The 15,250-nt window shown below is 72.2% G+C and carries 16 protein-coding genes; 9 read left to right on the forward strand and 7 right to left on the reverse strand.

Going from position 1 to position 15,250, the window contains the following annotated elements; genetic code table 11:
* Positions 1-52 precede the first annotated feature (52 nt).
* A complete protein-coding gene (locus AB0J24_RS09965; RefSeq protein WP_358678303.1) occupies positions 53-319 on the forward strand; it encodes a type II toxin-antitoxin system Phd/YefM family antitoxin in 267 nt (88 codons plus the stop codon).
* On the forward strand, positions 319-699 hold the full coding sequence (locus AB0J24_RS09970; RefSeq protein WP_358678305.1) for a type II toxin-antitoxin system VapC family toxin: 381 nt from the start codon (positions 319-321) through the stop codon (positions 697-699). Before AB0J24_RS09965 ends, AB0J24_RS09970 begins: the two co-directional genes overlap by 1 nt.
* A gap of 24 nt (positions 700-723) precedes the next feature.
* Here the strand turns inward: AB0J24_RS09970 and AB0J24_RS09975 are convergent, their stop codons facing one another.
* Positions 724-2,709 (reverse strand): M13-type metalloendopeptidase, encoded by a 1,986-nt coding sequence (locus tag AB0J24_RS09975; protein ID WP_358678308.1) that lies wholly within the window; start codon positions 2,707-2,709, stop codon positions 724-726.
* A gap of 142 nt (positions 2,710-2,851) precedes the next feature.
* Between AB0J24_RS09975 and AB0J24_RS09980 the strand changes: the two genes are divergently transcribed.
* A complete protein-coding gene (locus AB0J24_RS09980) occupies positions 2,852-3,775 on the forward strand; it encodes a TauD/TfdA family dioxygenase (RefSeq protein ID WP_358678311.1) in 924 nt (307 codons plus the stop codon).
* Positions 3,776-3,792: 17 nt separating this feature from the next.
* On the opposite strand, the gene AB0J24_RS09985 is transcribed toward AB0J24_RS09980, so the two are convergent.
* Positions 3,793-4,275 carry a hypothetical protein gene (locus AB0J24_RS09985; protein ID WP_358678314.1) on the reverse strand — a complete coding sequence of 161 codons (483 nt, stop codon included), beginning with the start codon at positions 4,273-4,275 and terminating at the stop codon, positions 3,793-3,795.
* 56 nt (positions 4,276-4,331) lie between these two features.
* A complete protein-coding gene (locus tag AB0J24_RS09990) occupies positions 4,332-5,675 on the reverse strand; it encodes a threonine synthase (RefSeq protein WP_358678316.1) in 1,344 nt (447 codons plus the stop codon).
* A 15-nt stretch (positions 5,676-5,690) separates the two neighbouring features.
* Between AB0J24_RS09990 and AB0J24_RS09995 the strand changes: the two genes are divergently transcribed.
* Both AB0J24_RS09995 and AB0J24_RS10000 read left to right on the forward strand, forming a co-directional pair.
* The gene (locus tag AB0J24_RS09995) at positions 5,691-6,152 is read left to right on the forward strand and encodes a DoxX family protein (protein ID WP_358678319.1); all 462 of its coding nucleotides are present in this window, start codon (positions 5,691-5,693) and stop codon (positions 6,150-6,152) included.
* Between the two features lie 177 nt (positions 6,153-6,329).
* Positions 6,330-6,653 (forward strand): hypothetical protein, encoded by a 324-nt coding sequence (locus tag AB0J24_RS10000; RefSeq protein ID WP_358678322.1) that lies wholly within the window; start codon positions 6,330-6,332, stop codon positions 6,651-6,653.
* 284 nt (positions 6,654-6,937) lie between these two features.
* On the opposite strand, the gene AB0J24_RS10005 is transcribed toward AB0J24_RS10000, so the two are convergent.
* A complete protein-coding gene (locus tag AB0J24_RS10005) occupies positions 6,938-7,303 on the reverse strand; it encodes a hypothetical protein (protein ID WP_358678325.1) in 366 nt (121 codons plus the stop codon).
* Positions 7,304-7,423: 120 nt separating this feature from the next.
* Between AB0J24_RS10005 and AB0J24_RS10010 the strand changes: the two genes are divergently transcribed.
* Entirely contained in the window at positions 7,424-10,126 is a 2,703-nt protein-coding gene (locus AB0J24_RS10010; RefSeq protein WP_358678328.1) for a LuxR C-terminal-related transcriptional regulator, read from the forward strand.
* Position 10,127: 1 nt separating this feature from the next.
* Here the strand turns inward: AB0J24_RS10010 and AB0J24_RS10015 are convergent, their stop codons facing one another.
* The 3 genes from AB0J24_RS10015 to AB0J24_RS10025 all read right to left on the reverse strand — a co-directional run bounded on the left by AB0J24_RS10015 (position 10,128) and on the right by AB0J24_RS10025 (position 13,026).
* Positions 10,128-11,762, reverse strand: coding sequence for an NAD(P)/FAD-dependent oxidoreductase (locus AB0J24_RS10015; RefSeq protein ID WP_358678331.1), 1,635 nt, complete (start codon positions 11,760-11,762; stop codon positions 10,128-10,130).
* Positions 11,763-11,864: 102 nt separating this feature from the next.
* Positions 11,865-12,422 (reverse strand): hypothetical protein, encoded by a 558-nt coding sequence (locus AB0J24_RS10020; protein WP_358678333.1) that lies wholly within the window; start codon positions 12,420-12,422, stop codon positions 11,865-11,867.
* A gap of 76 nt (positions 12,423-12,498) precedes the next feature.
* Entirely contained in the window at positions 12,499-13,026 is a 528-nt protein-coding gene (locus AB0J24_RS10025) for a hypothetical protein (protein WP_358678336.1), read from the reverse strand.
* A 315-nt stretch (positions 13,027-13,341) separates the two neighbouring features.
* On the opposite strand from AB0J24_RS10025, the gene AB0J24_RS10030 reads away from it, so the two are divergent.
* The 3 genes from AB0J24_RS10030 (at position 13,342) to AB0J24_RS10040 (ending at position 15,235) form a co-directional block, all read left to right on the forward strand.
* A complete protein-coding gene (locus tag AB0J24_RS10030) occupies positions 13,342-13,770 on the forward strand; it encodes a hypothetical protein (protein WP_358678339.1) in 429 nt (142 codons plus the stop codon).
* Positions 13,771-13,892: 122 nt separating this feature from the next.
* On the forward strand, positions 13,893-14,201 hold the full coding sequence (locus tag AB0J24_RS10035; protein WP_358678341.1) for a hypothetical protein: 309 nt from the start codon (positions 13,893-13,895) through the stop codon (positions 14,199-14,201).
* Positions 14,202-14,269: 68 nt separating this feature from the next.
* Positions 14,270-15,235: an NADPH:quinone oxidoreductase family protein gene (locus AB0J24_RS10040; RefSeq protein ID WP_358678344.1), complete on the forward strand. Its 966-nt coding sequence runs from the start codon at positions 14,270-14,272 to the stop codon at positions 15,233-15,235.
* The last annotated feature ends 15 nt before the right edge of the window (positions 15,236-15,250 follow it).

A 15,250-nucleotide genomic window follows, 5' to 3' on the forward strand; every position in this document is an offset into this window, starting at 1 on the left:
CGTCAGATACCTGGACCTGGTCAGACCTGGTCAGGGTGATTACGCTGGAAGGGTGTCGGACCAGGTGAACATCTACGACGCGAAGACGAACCTGTCCCGGTTGATCGAGCGTGTCGAATCGGGTGAGGAGATCGTCATCGCCAGGAACGGCCGCCCGGTCGCGCGCCTCGTGCCGGCTCAGCGGCGACGGGCGGCTCGGGTTCCGGGTGCCCTGCGCGGAAGGATCCGAATGGCCGGAGGTATCAACGAGGGCGACGACGAGATCGCCGAGCTGATGCTCGGCGAGGAGGCAGTGGCCGACGATCAGGGAATCCGATAGTGCGACTGCTCCTGGACTCGCACGTCGTCCTCTGGTGGCTGGCGGGTGACGAACGGCTGGGAACCGCTGCCACGGAGGCGATCGCGGACGGCGGCAACGACGCCGTCGTGTCCGTCGCCACGCTGTGGGAACTGGCGGTCAAGCAGTCGATCGGCAAGCTCGTCATCGACGGCGACCTGCGTGACCAGTTCGAGGTCGAGGGTTTCGACGAGCTCCCGATCCTGGGGACCCATGCGGCGGAGGTCGGCGTGCTCCCTCTGCACCACCGCGACCCCTTCGACCGGATGCTCGTCGCCCAGGCCCGGGTCGAGAGGCTGACCCTGGTCACGGCCGACCTCCGGCTGACCGCCTACGACGTGGACCTCCTGACCGCGGGATGAGCTCCCGCGGCCAGGAGGGTGCTGTCACCAGATCCGGACGCGCCGGCCCGGGTCGGTGAACAGGGCGTCGTCCTCGGTGACGCCGAACGCCTCGTGGAAGGTGTCCAGGTTCGTCACGACCGCGTTGCAGCGCAGATCCGGCGGCGAGTGCGGGTCGGTCGCCAGCCGGCGGATCGCCTCGGCGTCACGGGTGACCGCCCGCCACACCTGGGCCCAGCCGAACAGCACCCGCTGCTCGCCGGTCAGCCCGTCGATCACCGGGGGCTCGGTGCCCTCGTTGGCGATCGCGTAGGCCTTCAGCGCGATCGTCAGCCCGCCGAGGTCGCCGATGTTCTCGCCGACGGTGAGCGCCCCGTTGACCTTGTGGTCCGGCAGTCCCCTCGGGGACAGCGCCGAGTACTGGTCGATCAGCATCTGCGCGCGGGACTCGAACTCCTCCCGGTCCGCGGCCTCCCACCAGTCGGTGAGGTTGCCCTCGCCGTCGTAGCGGGAGCCCTGGTCGTCGAACCCGTGGCCGATCTCGTGCCCGATGACCGCGCCGATGCCCCCGTAGTTGGCGGCGTCGTCGGCGTCGGCGTCGAAGAACGGGGGCTGCAGGATCGCGGCCGGGAACACGATCTCGTTGAGCCGCGGGTGGTAGTAGGCGTTGACCGTCTGAGGGGTCATCAGCCATTCCTGGCGGTCCACCGGCCCGCCGAGTTTCGAGTACTCGTGGTCGTGCCGCCACTCCGCCGCCCGGCCGGCGTTGCCGAACAGGTCGGTCGGGTCGATGTGGAGGGCCGAGTAGTCCTTCCACTTCTTCGGGTAGCCGACCTTCGGGGTGAACTTGCCGAGCTTGTCCAGCGCCCGCTCACGGGTCTCCGGGCTCATCCAGTCCAGCGTCGTGATCGACTGCCGGTAGGCCTCCACGACATTGGCCACGAGCTCCTCGATGCGCTCCTTCGCCTTCGGCGGGAAGTGCCGCTGCACGTAGATCTGGGCGACCGCCTCACCGAGCGCGCCCTCCACCAGCGACACGCCCCGCTTCCAGCGTTCCCGCAGCTCCGGGGTGCCGGACAGGGTGCGCCCGTAGAACGCGAAGTCCTCCTCGACGAGGTCGGAGGACAGATGGTCGGCGCAGGCGGAGGTCACGTGCAGCGCGAGCCAGGCCTGCCACTGCTCCAGCGGCCGGTCCGCCCACAGCGCGCCCGCCTCGGTGACGAAGCCGGGCTGCCGGACGATCACCTCGTCGTAGGAGTGCGCCGGGACACCGAGCGCAGACTCCCACTCGGCCCAGTCGAAGCCGGGCCCGGTCTCGCGGAGTTGCTCGCGGGTGAGCAGGGTGTAGGTCTTCTCGGCGTCCCGGTTGGTGACGTTGTCCCAGCTCGCGGCGGCCAGCGCCGTCTCCAGCTCCATCACCTGCTCGGCGACCCGGGCCGGCTCGGCGAGACCGACCAGCTCGGCGAGGCGCTGCAGGTGCTCGACGTAGGCGGCACGGATCTCGGCGGAACCCTCCTCGCGGTAGTACGCCTCGTCCGGCAGGCCCAGACCGGACTGGTTGAGGTTGACCAGGTAGCGGGACGAGTCCTTCAGGTCGGTGGCGATGAACTCGCCGAACAGGGCAGCGCGGCCCTCGCGCTGTCGGCGGCCCAGCACCGCGGCCAGCTCGGCCTTCCCGGTGGCGGCGTAGATCTCGTCGAGCAGCGGGCGCAGCGGCTCGACCCCGAGCTGCTCGACCCGCTCGGTGTCCATGAACGAGGTGTAGAGGTCACCGATCCGGCGGGCGTCGGTGCCCGGCTCGGCGGACCCCGCCGCGCACTCCTCGACGATCGCCCGCACCTGTGCCTCGGCACGGTCGCGCAACACCCGGAAGGCACCGTCCTGGGCGCGGTCCTCGGGGATCTCGTGGGTCGCCAGCCACCGGCCGTTGACGTGGGCGAACAGATCGTCCTGCGGGCGCACCTGCGGGTCGACCCAGGTGAGGTCGAGACCGGAGCGTCGGGTTCCCGGGGCGGGCTCGGTGGTCGTCATGGCTCCATCCTGCCTGCCGGGTCCGACGGTTTCGAGGCGGCCGGGCCCGCTCCGGCGCCCGTCAGCCCGGGGTGACCGGACATCTCTCCGGTCCGTGGACGCCCGGTTGTCGGCACGGGATACCCGGACGCAACATCGGGGCGTGACGATTCAGCTCGACACGCCGGTCAGCCGGCCCCGGTCCACCCCCGCCGTCGACCTCCTGGAGGGTGAGCGGCGGCTGTGCCGGCTGCCCGGCGACGGCCCGGACCACCCGTACGAGCTGTTCGTCCTCACCCCGCTCGGCCGCACCCTTGGTGCCGAGATCACCGGGATCGACCTGCGCACCGTCCCGCACGGGAAACTGCGCTCCGAGCTGCATCGCGCGTTGCTGGAGTGGAAGGTGCTGTTCTTCCCCGGTCAGGACCTGAGCAGCACCCAGCAACGCGACTTCGGCCTGCTGTGGGGTGAGCTGGAGACCAACCCGATGCTCGACGCGGGCGACACGGCCGATGTGGTCCGGTTCGGCACCGGGGCCCGGACGTTCGAGAACATCTGGCACGCCGACACGACGTTCCGGGAGGCGCCCGCGATGGGCGCGGTGCTGCGGATGGTGCAGGCTCCGCCGTTCGGTGGTGACACCCTCTGGGCCGACATGGCCGCCGCCTACGACAACCTGTCCGCCGAGGTGCGGGTCGTGATCGACGACGCCGCCGCGGTGCACGACATGGTGCCCGGTTTCGCCCGCTTCCTGGACCCGGTGAAGCTCCAGCGGCTGCAGGACCGGTTCCCGCCGGTCACCCACCCGGTGGTGCGGAACCACCCGGAGACCGGGCGGCGCACGCTGAACGTGAACGCGTCGTTCACCACCCGGATCGTCGGCCTGCCGGTGGCGGAGTCCGACGCGCTGCTGCGCCACCTGTTCGCCCAGGCCCACGTGCCCGAGTACCAGGTCCGGTACCGCTGGAGCGAGGGCACGCTCGCGTTCTGGGACAACCGGGCCACCCAGCACTACGCGGTCGGCGACTACCACCCGCACCGGCGGGTGGCCGAGCGGGTCGCGATCGCGGGGGACCGGCCCTTCTGACCGCGGTCCGGCGACCGTCAGGAGCCGGGGCGGCGCCACCGGCGGCGGCGGGGCCCCGGCTCCGGCTCCTCGGCCAGCGGTGCTGCGATCGCCAGCCGGCCGACCTGCTCGTTGAGCACGTTCAGGTGCACCCGGACGTCGTCGTGGGTGGGGTCGAGCACCGCCTGCTCGGCGATCTCGGCGGCCTGGTCGACCGACTGCTTCAGTGACGCCTTCGCCTTGCCGAGCCGGTTCGCGATGCGCTTCGCGGGCGGCTCGGTGATCCGGAAGCGGGCCGGTTCGATCGAGTCGCCGACGGCGGCGAGCCGGTGCACCGCCTCGAGCTCGGAGTCGAGCCGCTTGCCGATCTCGCCGAGCCAGGTCCGCACCTGCGACGCGCCCACCACGGCGGTGATGCGGTGGAAGCGGGTGACCTGCTCGGTGCAGTCGGTCACATAGGCCTTCCAGTACCGCGACAACGGCGCGGGCGGCGGCTCGGCCGCGGGTCGGAGCAGTGCCACGGGTACAGGGTGCCCGATGCCCGGCGGGCCCGGGCACCCCGGTCCGGGCCCGTCGATCAGGGGACGGCCCCGTCCTTCGCGAGCACCGGTACGTCGACGGTGACGGTGCCCGGGTAGATCAGTCCGCTGCCGGTGTTGAGGACGACGACCTCCTCGTGACCGTCGAGCAGGCCCGACTCGCGCAGCCGGCCCGCCGCGGCGACGCATGCCGCGCCCTCCGGGCAGATCCAGGTGCCCTCGTCGCGGGCCAATGCGTGCTGGGCGGCCAGCAGCTCGTCGTCGGTGACCGCGACGGCCGTGCCGCCGGTGGCGTCGACCGCGTCCAGTACCAGGAAGTCGCCGAGTGCCTTCGGCACGGTGATGCCGAAGGCGACCGTACGCGGATCCGCGGGGGCCCGGGAGGTGCGCAGGCCGGCGTCGAACGCCTCGACGATCGGGGCGCACCCGGCGGCCTGCACCGCCACCAGCCGGGGCATCGGCCCGGTCAGCCAGCCCAGCTCGCGCATCTCCTGCAGCGCCTTGTGGATCGCGATGATCCCGACACCGCCGCCGGTCGGGTACAGGATGACGTCCGGGGCGCGCCAGCCGAGCTGCTCGACGATTTCGTAGCCCATCGTCTTCTTGCCCTCGATCCGGTACGGCTCGCGCAACGTCGAGGTGTCCTGGTAGCCCTCGCGTCGGACGACGGCGTCGGCGACCAGCCGTCCGGCGTCCCCGATGTGGCCGTCCACCAGGTACAGCTCCGCACCGGAGACGACGACCTCGCGCCGGGTGATCTCCGGGGCGTCGACCGGCATCGCGATCAGCGCGCCGAGCCCGGCCCGGGCCGCGTAGCAGGCCCAGGCGGCACCGGCGTTGCCGTTGGTCGGCATCGCCACGGCGCGCACGCCGAGCTCGGCCGCCCGGGAGACGCCGACCGCGGCGCCGCGGGCCTTGAAGGCCCCGGTCGGGATCAGCCCCTCGTCCTTCATCAGCAGCCGGGGAAGTCCGAGTCGCGCCCCGGCACGGGGGAGCGGCAGGAGCGGGGTCATGCCCTCACCCATCGTCACCACATGGCGGGGGTCACGTACCGGAAGGAGCTCGTGGTAGCGCCACAGGTCGGGCGGGCGGCCGGCGATCTCGGCCGGGCCCACCAGCGACCGCGCACGGTCGAGGTCGTAGCGGGCAGCGGCCCACCCACCGGCGAGGTGCCCTGGACGACATCGGCGTCGTGCCGGGTCCCCTCGCGGGAACACTCCAGGTGGGACAGCGTCGAATGGCTCACCGGCACAGATCATCCGACCGGGGGCGCCGGGGCAAGTCCGGACCGCCGGAGCGGGCCGGACGAACGTCACTCCGCACGGCGACACCCGAACGGCGGATGTCGGTACCGTCGAACGGGTCAGTGAATGTTCAACCATCGAGAGGTTCGCCACATGCGCCCGCTCCCCGCGCCTGCGTCCGACATCGCCCTGTTGCTCTCCCGTCTCCTGCTCGGTGTCGTGCTCGTCGCGCACGGCGTCCAGAAGCTCGGCCGGGGTGTCGGTGGCGTCGCCGACGGCTTCAGCGGGATGGGGGTCCCGCTCCCGACCCTGTCCGCGCTGTTCGTGATGACCGTCGAGACGCTCGGCGGGATCCTGCTGCTCGTCGGCGCCGCCACCACGGTGGCCGCGCTGGCGACCGTGGTTGCCATGGCCGGCGCCTTCCTGTTCGCGCACCTCGGGGCCGCCGTCTTCGTGTCCGACGGTGGCTGGGAGCTGGTCGGTGTGATCGCCGCGCTGGCCCTCGCGCTCGCCGCCACCGGTCCGGGCCGGTTCTCGGTGGACCGGCTGGTGGTGTCCCGTGGCGGCGCCGTCCCGGTGATCGGCCGCCGGCAGGCGACCGCTGACCGGTCCTGATCCGGCACCGGCCGTGCCGGTCGCGGAGCGCGGCCGGCGCGGCCGGTGCGCGGAGGGTGATGCCGGGCTGGCGGGTCGCCCGGCTCGGTGTCCGATCTGTCCCGCTCCGGGCGATACGAGTACCGTTGACACATGCTGTCGGCAGGGTCCCCGCGGGCCGGCGCGGACCGTCCTCCCGTGATCAGGTGGGACGTCGCGTTGTCCGGGATCGCGTTGGCGCTGACCGGGATGCTGGTCGCGCTCGGCGTGTTCGGCGGCGTCTTCCTGCTCGCCTTCCTGGACTACTGCCCGCCGCAGACCTGCAGCTCCTCGCGGATCATGGTGTCGGTGGTCGGATCACTGGTGGTCGCGGCGGCAGCCGGGATCGCGGGGCTCGCGATGACCGTGCTGCGCATCGTCGAACGCCGGATCTCCTGGCCGTTCGCGCTGATCACCCTCGCGATCGTCGCGGCGGCGGTCGGCTTCGGCGCGGCCGACTACACCTCGGCGATCGGCTACTGACACCGGTCGGCGCTCAGCCGTCCCGGTATCGCTTGCGGTTGTTCCACACCGCTCTGCGGTCGAAGTGCGCCCGACGTGTCTCCGCGCTCCACCGGCCGACGAAGAAGCCTCCGGCACCCCCGAGCAACAGGAGAAGGATCGTCGCGATGTCCATCGTCGCCCCCGGTCGTACCGGACGAACCCCTCGTCGCCCGGTGCGTCCATGGTGCGCCGAATTGGGAGGACCCTGTCAGGATTTCGTCGATCCTGATGATCCCGATCCGGGGAAGCGCCGGCGACGGTCGTCAGTCCTTCAACCAGGCGTAGGCGGTCTGCCGGGAGATCCCGAGCGCCTCGGCCATCGCGCGGATCTCGCAGCCCGCGTCGCGTCCGGCTCGCAGCAGTTCGCGCTGGCGCTCGCGCAGCTCCGCCATCCGTGCCCCGACCTCGCTCATCTCGGCCAGCAGCGCGTCCGCGGCCTCCGACGAGCGTCGGTGTCCGACGCCCGGACGGGGGAAGGCCCGGACGGCTGCGGCGTCCCAGAGCCGCCGCCCGGCGTCGTCGGGGTCGGGTAGCGGCGGCGGAGCCTGGCCACGGCTCACGTAGGAGTTCCAGGTCCCCACCTGGACGCCCCACTGCTCGGCACACTCGTCGGCCGTCCACGTCGTCACCTGCCGAAGTGTTCCTGACCCGGTGCACCCGCCCGAAGGGGTGGGTCGCGGCGGCGCCGACTGCGTACCATCTGTGCTCTGGCCGGGACGCCGGGTGACCCTCACACGGAGGTGGGGCCGATGACGGCTCTGGAGCCGGCAGGTCGCACGGTTCCCCGCACCGTCTCCACACGGTTCCGCGCGCCGACCCACGTGCACAACGTGATCGCCCGCGAGCGGTTGCTGGAACGGTTGCGGACCGACGGGTCCGCCCGGCTGGTGGTCATCCACGCCCCGGCCGGTTACGGCAAGACGACGCTGGCCGTGCAGCGCCTGCGCGAGCTCGAGGCGAGCGGTGCACTGGTCGCCTGGCTGGGGCTGCACGACGACGACAACGCCCCGCACTGGTTCCTGTCGCACCTGCTCGGTGCGCTGCGCAGGGTGCTGCCCGGATCCGACGAGCCCCTGCGCGATCTCGCCGAGCTCATCGAGCAGAACGCCGAGGACACCCAGCGCTACGTGCTGTCCACCCTGCTGGATCTGCTCGGCGGCACCGCCGCACCGGTCGTCCTGACCTTCGACGACTGGCACCTGATCGACGACGCCGCGGTGCACCATGCGCTGGTGCACCTGCTGGACTTCGCGCCACCGAACCTCTCGGTCGTCCTGACCAGCCGGCGTCGCCCGCAGCTGCCGATGTCCCGATTGCGGGTGCGCGGCCAGCTCGTCGAGATCGACGCGGATGCGCTGCGCTTCGACCTGGCCGAGGCCCGCGAGTTCCTGGTCGAGCTGAACGGGCTCGCGCTCGACCGTGACGACGTCGCCCGGCTCTCGGCGGGCACCGACGGTTGGGTCGCCGCGTTGCAGCTGGTCTCGTTGTCGCTGCGCGACTGTGCGGACCCCGAGGCGCTGATCCGCGGCTTCTCCGGCCGGCACCACTCGGTGGGGGAGTACCTGACCGAGAACGTGCTCGACGCCCTGCCGCCGGAGGTCCTCGAGGCGCTGCTGGTGACGTCGGTGTGCGACCGGCTCTGCGGTGAACTCGCCGGTGAGCTGACCGGCCGCGGCGACGGACAGGCGGTGCTGGAGGAGCTGGAGATCCGCAACCTGTTCCTGCGCCCGCTCGACGACGAGCGCGAGTGGTTCCGCTACCACCACCTGTTCGCCGACCACCTGCGACGACGGCTGCGACGTGACCACCCGGACCGGGTCGCCGTGCTGCACCTGCGGGCGAGCGACTGGTTCGCCCGGGCGGGGCTCGCGCCGGAGGCGGTCAGTCATGCGCTCGCCGCGGGTGAGGTCGGGCGGGCCACCGACCTGGTCGAGCAGCACGCCATGTCGTTGGTCGAGCACAGCCGGATGGTCAGCCTGCTCGGCCTGATGAACCGGCTCCCGCCGACGGCCGCCGACGACCGGCCCCGGCTGCTGATGGCCGTGGCCTGGGCGAACTGCCTGCTCCAGCGCACCGCCGCGGCGCAGGCCGCGTTGGACCTGCTGCGTACGGCGCTGCCCAGTGGCGACGCCCCCATGGAGATCGAGTCCGATGTCGTGCAGGCCTGCATCGACATCTACAACGACCGCACCGACCGGGCGGAGGAGCTGGTCCGGCGCAGCCTGGACCGGCCGTGGGAACACCGGCCCTGGGTGGTGGCCGTCGGGGCGAACATCCAGACCTTCTGCGACATGCACGCGACCCGGCACGGCGACGCCCGCGAGCGCCAGCGCTGGGCGCGCCCCTTCCACGACCGCACCACCGGGCCGTTCGCAGCCGTCTACGGGCGGTGCTTCGCCGGTATCGCCGCACTGGCCCAGCTCGACGTCGACGCCGCCGAGGAGCAGCTCACCGACGCCGTGGAGCTGGCCCGCCGCTCGGCCGGGCGCCGCTCGCACGCGGCCCGGCTGGCCGCGGCGCTGCTCGGCGAGCTGCACTACATGCGCGGCCGGATCGACGAGGCGGAGCGTCTCCTGGAGGAGAGCGGCGAGCTGGGTGCGGAGAGCGGCGTCGTCGAGTTCATGGCCGCCGGCTACGCCCTGCGGGCCCGGATCAGGGCCCGCCACGGCGCCCGCGCGGAGGCCGCCGAACTGCTCGCCGAGGGCGCACAGGTCGCCGAGCGACTCGGCCTGGTCCGGTTGCGGGCGGCGATCGGTGCGGAACGCATCGCGCAGCTGCTCGACGCGGGCAAGGTCCGCGACGCCCGCAGGGTCGCCCAGGAGCTGCCCGACGGGTCGTGCCGGCACGGCGGGATCGCCGAGGCGGTCGACCGGCTCCGCACCTCCTCGCTGGCCGCGGTCCTGTCCGCGGAGGGCGACCACGACGCCGCTGCCGCACTGCTGGAGAACCTGGTCGGGTCCGACACCGCACGCGGCTGCGTCCGGTCGGCGACCGTGCTGTCGGTCCAGCTGGCCGGCGTGCAGGAACGGGCCGCCCTGCGGATGGCCGCCGAACGGACGCTCGCAGGCGTGCTGGACCGCGTCCTCACCGAGGGGGTGCCCCAGCTCGTGCGGGACGGCGGCCCGGCCGTCCGGGCGGTGGCGCAGCGGCTCGCCGCGCGAGCCCGGGCGGGGAGCTGGCCGGTCGGCAGGGCACCGCTCCCCGAGCAGGTGGAGGCCCTGCTCGGGGAACGTGCCGTCACCGCGACCGACACGCCGGTGGACCTCACGGGCCGTGAGCTGGAGATCCTGCGAATGATCGACACCGGCCGGACCAACCAGCAGGTGGCCCGGTCGCTGTCGGTCACCGTGAACACGGTGAAGTGGTACCTGAAGAACATCTACGGCAAGCTCGGTGCCCGCAACCGGACCGAGGCCGTGTCGGTCGCCCGCAGGCGCGGTCTGCTGGCCTGACTCACCGGCGTTCGAAGGCCGGGTAGCCCTCCGCTGCCTCCTTCTCGCAGAGCTGGCGGTAGGTGCCGACACCGCCGATGTAGGACAGCAGCCGGCGTGGCTTGCCGGGCACGTTCGAACCCAGGTACCAGGACTCGGTGTTCATGACGATGGTGGCGCCGGCGACTTCCTCGTGGTGGGCGACCCAGGCGTCCTCGCCCTCGAGCGTCGGCTCGATCGTCGACCTGCCCTCGACCCGCAGGTCCCGGATGGCTCGGGTGATCCACTCGGTCTGCTGCTGCAGGCAGGTCGTCATGTTGCACAGCGCCGCCGACGGTGCCAGCGGTGCGGCGGTGGTCAGCAGGTTCGGGTAGCCGTGCTTGGCCAGACCCATCGTCGTGCGGATGTCGCGGCCCCACTCCTCGGCCAGCGACCGACCGTCCCGGCCGCGGATGTCGATCCTGGTGAGCGCGCCGGTGCCGGCGTCGAAACCGGTCGCCAGGATGATCACGTCCAGCTCGACGACGGTGCCGTCGGTGAGCTCGACACCCTCCGGCCGGATCCGGGCGATCGGGTTGTCCCGCACCCCGATCAGATCGACGTTGTCCTGGTGGTAGACCTCGAGGTAGCCGTTCTCCAGGGGCACCCGGTGGGTGCCGAAGCCGTAGTCGGTCGGCACCAGGACGTCGATCAGCTTCTGGTCGCGCAGACGTTCGCGCATCTTGCCGCGGACGAACTCCGAGACCTCCTCGGAGACCTCTTCGGAGAAGAAGATCTCCCCGAACCCGGCGAGCCACAGCTTCAGGGACCCGTCCTGGTAGACGTTCTCCAGGATCTCGAGGCGCTGCTCGGGCGTGCAGTCGGCCCAGGCGTGTTCGAAGTCGTACTCGAAACCGGTGAAGGTGTGCGGGATCGTGGCCTTCAGCTCGGCGAACCGGGCCTTGTAGGCCTGCTGGTCGGCCGCGGTGTAGGACGGGTTCTTCATCGGCAGCACGTACTGCGGCGTGCGGGCGAACACGGTCAGGTGCCCGACGTCCGGCGCGATCGTCTGGATCACCTGGATGCCGGTCGCGCCGATCCCGACCACCCCGACCCGTTTCCCGGCGACGTCGACCCCGCCCTCCGGGTACGACGAGGTGTAGACCAGCTGCCCGGAGAACGAGTCCTGCCCCTCGAACTGGTTGGTCAACGGCGCCGACAGCATTCCCGCACAGGACACGAAGAACTGGGTGTCGAGGACATGGCCGGCGTCGGTACGGACGGTCCAGCGACCACGGGACTCGTCGTAGTGCGCGCTGGTGATCCTCGTGTCGAACGTGATGTGCCGGCGCAGGTCGAGTCGGTCGGTGACGTAGTGCAGCCACCGCTCGATCTCCGGCTGGCCGGGGAACTTCTCGCTCCAGCTCCAGTCGGTGTAGAGCTTCTCGTCGAACAGGTACTGGTAGATGTAGCCCTCGGAGTCGAACCGGGCACCCGGGTAGCGGTTCCACCACCAGGTGCCGCCGACGTCGCCCGCGGCGTCGAAGGCGCGGACGTTCAGGCCCTGTTCCCGCAGCTGGTGCAGCTGGTAGAGCCCGGCGACGCCGGCGCCAAGGACCACGGCGTCGAGCTGCTCGACGGTGGTCGTGTCGGAATCGGTGGTTGGAGATGTCGTCATCGACGGTCCCTTTCCTCGTCCGCTGGATGTGTCCGTGCACACACCATGCGAGGAAGAGGGGAGGGGTGGGCCCACCCGTAGGGGTGGGGGCTTGGGTCGTTTTCAGCAGGGCTTCCAGGTCTGCCCACCGGGCGCGTAGCAGCGCGGACCGGTGTATCCGGGCGGACCACCGGAACCACCGGAGTCGCGTGTGTCGGGTGCCGGCGCGGGCACGGGCACGGGTCGTTGCCGGGTGGTCGTCGACTGCCGGGGCGCGCTCGTGGGGCCGCCGGTGCTTCCCGTGGAGGATCGCGGACCGCTGCTGATGGGCGCGGGTGGCGGGGTGCGCAGCTCCCGGGCCCTCGTCCGGTGGCCATCGACCCGGTCCTCGGCGGCCCTCGCCACGGCCCCGGCCCGCTGGGCCATGGCCGGTCGGTCGTCCCGGGCACGGACCGCGGCCCACACCAGTCCGTCGCGTGGCGCGTCGGAGGTCAGCGCGGACTGCAGCGCGAGTGCGGTCGCGGCCACCGCGGCCGCTCCGGCGACGGCCGTGTCGGCCTGGCCCGCAGTGATCGACGCGGCCGGAGCGGAGAGACCCGCGGCAGCCGCCTCTACCGCCGCGACCTGACCAGGAACAGTGCAGTCGATCCCCGGGTCGTGCAGGGCTGCGGCCGACGCCATGAGCGGGGAGTGTCGATCTCTCCGCAGCCTCCGAGTTGGCGTTGCACCGTCCCGTAGCGCACCGGGCGATTCCGGATCAGACCCGCAGCGCGGCGACCACCCAACGCAGGGTCGAGCGGTCGGTGCAGCTCGCCAGCAGCTCGGCCTGTTCGAGCGCCGCCGCGTCGTTCCGGCGGGCGTCGAACAGGTCCGCGACGAGTCCGGGCACGTCGAGATGCTCCCCGGGCAGCGCCTGCGCGGGGCCGGGCAGTCCCAGCCGCTCGATCAACAGCCGCAGCGTCCGGTAGCCGATCACCCGCATGCCCGGGCCGAGCAACGGGGCCGCCGGCGCGGGGACGGGGCCACCGGTGCCGGGCAGGCTCACCGCGGACACCGCGATCACCCCGCCGTCGAGCAGCGCCCAGGCGTCGATCGCGGGCCGATGGGCCTCCCGGCCGGACGCGGTCGGCAGATCCTGCGCGGCCAGCCAGCGGCGCAACCGGGGACGCAGGTCCCAGCGGACGTCGAACACCCCGCTCCCGAGGTCGGAGAGGGTGAACACCTCGTCCCAGCGCGGCCCCCCGGCCGCACCGCCGCCGACACCTGTATCGGGCTGAACCGCCATCTCTCGTCCCCCGGACCGATCATCACCCCGCTCCCCCGTCGAGTGAGGTCACGGAAGAGTCGGAGGGATCAGGATACGTGCGTACGAACGGGCGTACGGTCCGCCGCACCGAGCCGTACCCGGTGGTGTGACAACCCCGCCGGTGCTGCCACGAGCGGCCGGTCCGGTGCGCCGGACAGCGGCCGTCCATCACGCACCGTCACCGAATCGGGTGGATCGTCGGTGATGCATGACACGATCGTGGGACGCCACGGGGGCCGGTAACGAGGCAGGATGAGTCCAGCGATCCACAAGTGACGGCGACGTGGAGGCGACATGGACGGACAGTTCGACGGCACCCCGGCGGTGCACCCGGGCCTGATCCCGGCTGCGCGGCGCTCGGTGGAGACCCTCCCGTCCGGTCGTGGCGTGGCGGACGCCGGCCGGGGGAGGGTGCTGGCTCGATACGCCCGGCTGATGCGGTCCGGGCGGCCGGAGGTCTGCCGGCCCGGTCGCCGGGAGATCGAGGAGCGGGAGCGCTTCGGCACCGGGACGGCTCCCGGAAGCGACGGCAAGGTCATCTACCCGGACCGGGACGCTGCCGAGTGTGCGGCCCGTGAGCTCGAGGTCCTGGGCGGCCGGCCGCAGCGGGCCTATCTGTGCCGCCGGTCGCGGCGTGGGCACTTCCACCTGACCACGGATCTGGTCGCCGAGCGGCGTCGTGGCACGACGGAGCTGATCCCGCGCCCGCGCCGTGGCGACTGATGACCCGCGATGTGATGCGGAGCACACGCTGATCGTCTAGCGTGGGTGTGGTGGCGGTCACCCCTACGGCCGCTCTCGAACCCGACGCGGTTCACCACCACACCGACGTACCAGGGGGTCCAGTGAACCCGCACCTGCTGGAGGAACGAGTCGCCACCGTCTCCGGTGGTCCCGATCTCGCCGACACCGCCCGTGCCCGGCTCGCCGCGCACAAGGCGACCGCCGACGCCTGCCGGCGCCGTACCGCCGAACGTCGCGCCGAGCTGGAGCGGGCACTGGCCGGGGACAGCACCGGCCACGCGCTCGACCTCATGCTGGAGCTCGACGCGCTGGAACGCGTGCAGGACCGCATCGACCACCGGCTCTCCGAGCTGTGCGACGCGCTGAGCGAGCCACGCACCCTGCGCTACGGCGACGCCCAACCGATCTGAGACCGGCCCCTGGTACGCGTGGTTCGATGGTGGGGACACCGCCGTCGAGCGACAGCAGGGGAGAACACGTGCGTGCAGTACAGGTCGTCGAGCTGGAGGGGCCGTCCGCGGTCCGGGTGAACGACGTGGAGCCCCCGGCGCGCGGCGCCGGCGAGGTACTGATCGACGTCGCCGCCGCCGGGGTCAACTTCCCGGATCTCCTGCTCACCCGGGGCCAGTACCAGTACCGGCCGGACCCGCCGTTCACACTCGGCTCCGAGTGTGCGGGCACCGTCCGCGAGGCGGACCCGGGGAGCGGGTTCGCCCCCGGCGACCGGGTCGTCGCCTTCACGATGTCGGGCGTGTTCGCCGAGACCGTCTCGGTCCCCGGGACCACCGTGCTCCCGCTGCCCGACGAGGTCGGCTTCGCCGAGGGCGCCTGCCTGCCGATGAACTACCTGACGGCGCACTTCACCCTGCAGACCCGGGGTTCGTTGAAGTCGGGGGAGACGGTGCTCGTCCAGGGTGCGGCCGGTGGGGTCGGCACCGCCGTCGTCCAGCTCGCGGCCGCGCTCGGCGCGACCGTGATCGGCGTCGCCTCCACCGAGGCCAAGGCGGAGGTGGCGAAGCGGGCCGGTGCCGCGCACACGGTCGGCGTCGACGGGTTCAAGGACGCGGTCAAGGAGATCACCGACGGTGCGGGCGTCGACATGGTCGTCGACCCGGTCGGTGGTGACCGGTTCACCGACTCGCTGCGCTGCCTCGCGCCGCTGGGCCGGCTGATGGTCGTCGGGTTCACCGCGGGTGACATCCCGACCGTGAAGGTGAACCGGCTGCTGCTGAACAACATCGACGTCCGCGGAGTCGGCTGGGGCGCCTACGCGCTGGCCCGTGACGGTTTCGTCCGCGACGAATGGGATGCGCTGGTCCCGCATCTGCGCTCCGGCGCGCTGGACCCGCTGATCAGCGAGCGATTCGGCCTGGACGACGCCGGCGCCGCGCTGTCCCGGATCGATGACCGGGTGGTGACCGGCAAGGTCGTCCTCGAGGTCTGACGGGGCGGGCCGGCC

The organism is Pseudonocardia sp. NPDC049635, from assembly GCF_040659795.1.
GTDB lineage: Bacteria > Actinomycetota > Actinomycetes > Mycobacteriales > Pseudonocardiaceae > Pseudonocardia.

Coding starts and splice junctions, on each gene's coding strand:
- AB0J24_RS10010 (WP_358678328.1), top strand. CDS start 7,424: ATGACGGCTCTGGAGCCGGCAGGTCGCACGGTTCCCCGCACCGTCTCC.
- AB0J24_RS10015 (WP_358678331.1), bottom strand. CDS start 11,762: ATGACGACATCTCCAACCACCGATTCCGACACGACCACCGTCGAGCAG.
- AB0J24_RS10020 (WP_358678333.1), bottom strand. CDS start 12,422: ATGGCGTCGGCCGCAGCCCTGCACGACCCGGGGATCGACTGCACTGTT.
- AB0J24_RS09990 (WP_358678316.1), bottom strand. CDS start 5,675: ATGGTTGAACATTCACTGACCCGTTCGACGGTACCGACATCCGCCGTT.
- AB0J24_RS09995 (WP_358678319.1), top strand. CDS start 5,691: ATGCGCCCGCTCCCCGCGCCTGCGTCCGACATCGCCCTGTTGCTCTCC.
- AB0J24_RS09975 (WP_358678308.1), bottom strand. CDS start 2,709: ATGACGACCACCGAGCCCGCCCCGGGAACCCGACGCTCCGGTCTCGAC.
- AB0J24_RS10030 (WP_358678339.1), top strand. CDS start 13,342: ATGGACGGACAGTTCGACGGCACCCCGGCGGTGCACCCGGGCCTGATC.
- AB0J24_RS10025 (WP_358678336.1), bottom strand. CDS start 13,026: ATGGCGGTTCAGCCCGATACAGGTGTCGGCGGCGGTGCGGCCGGGGGG.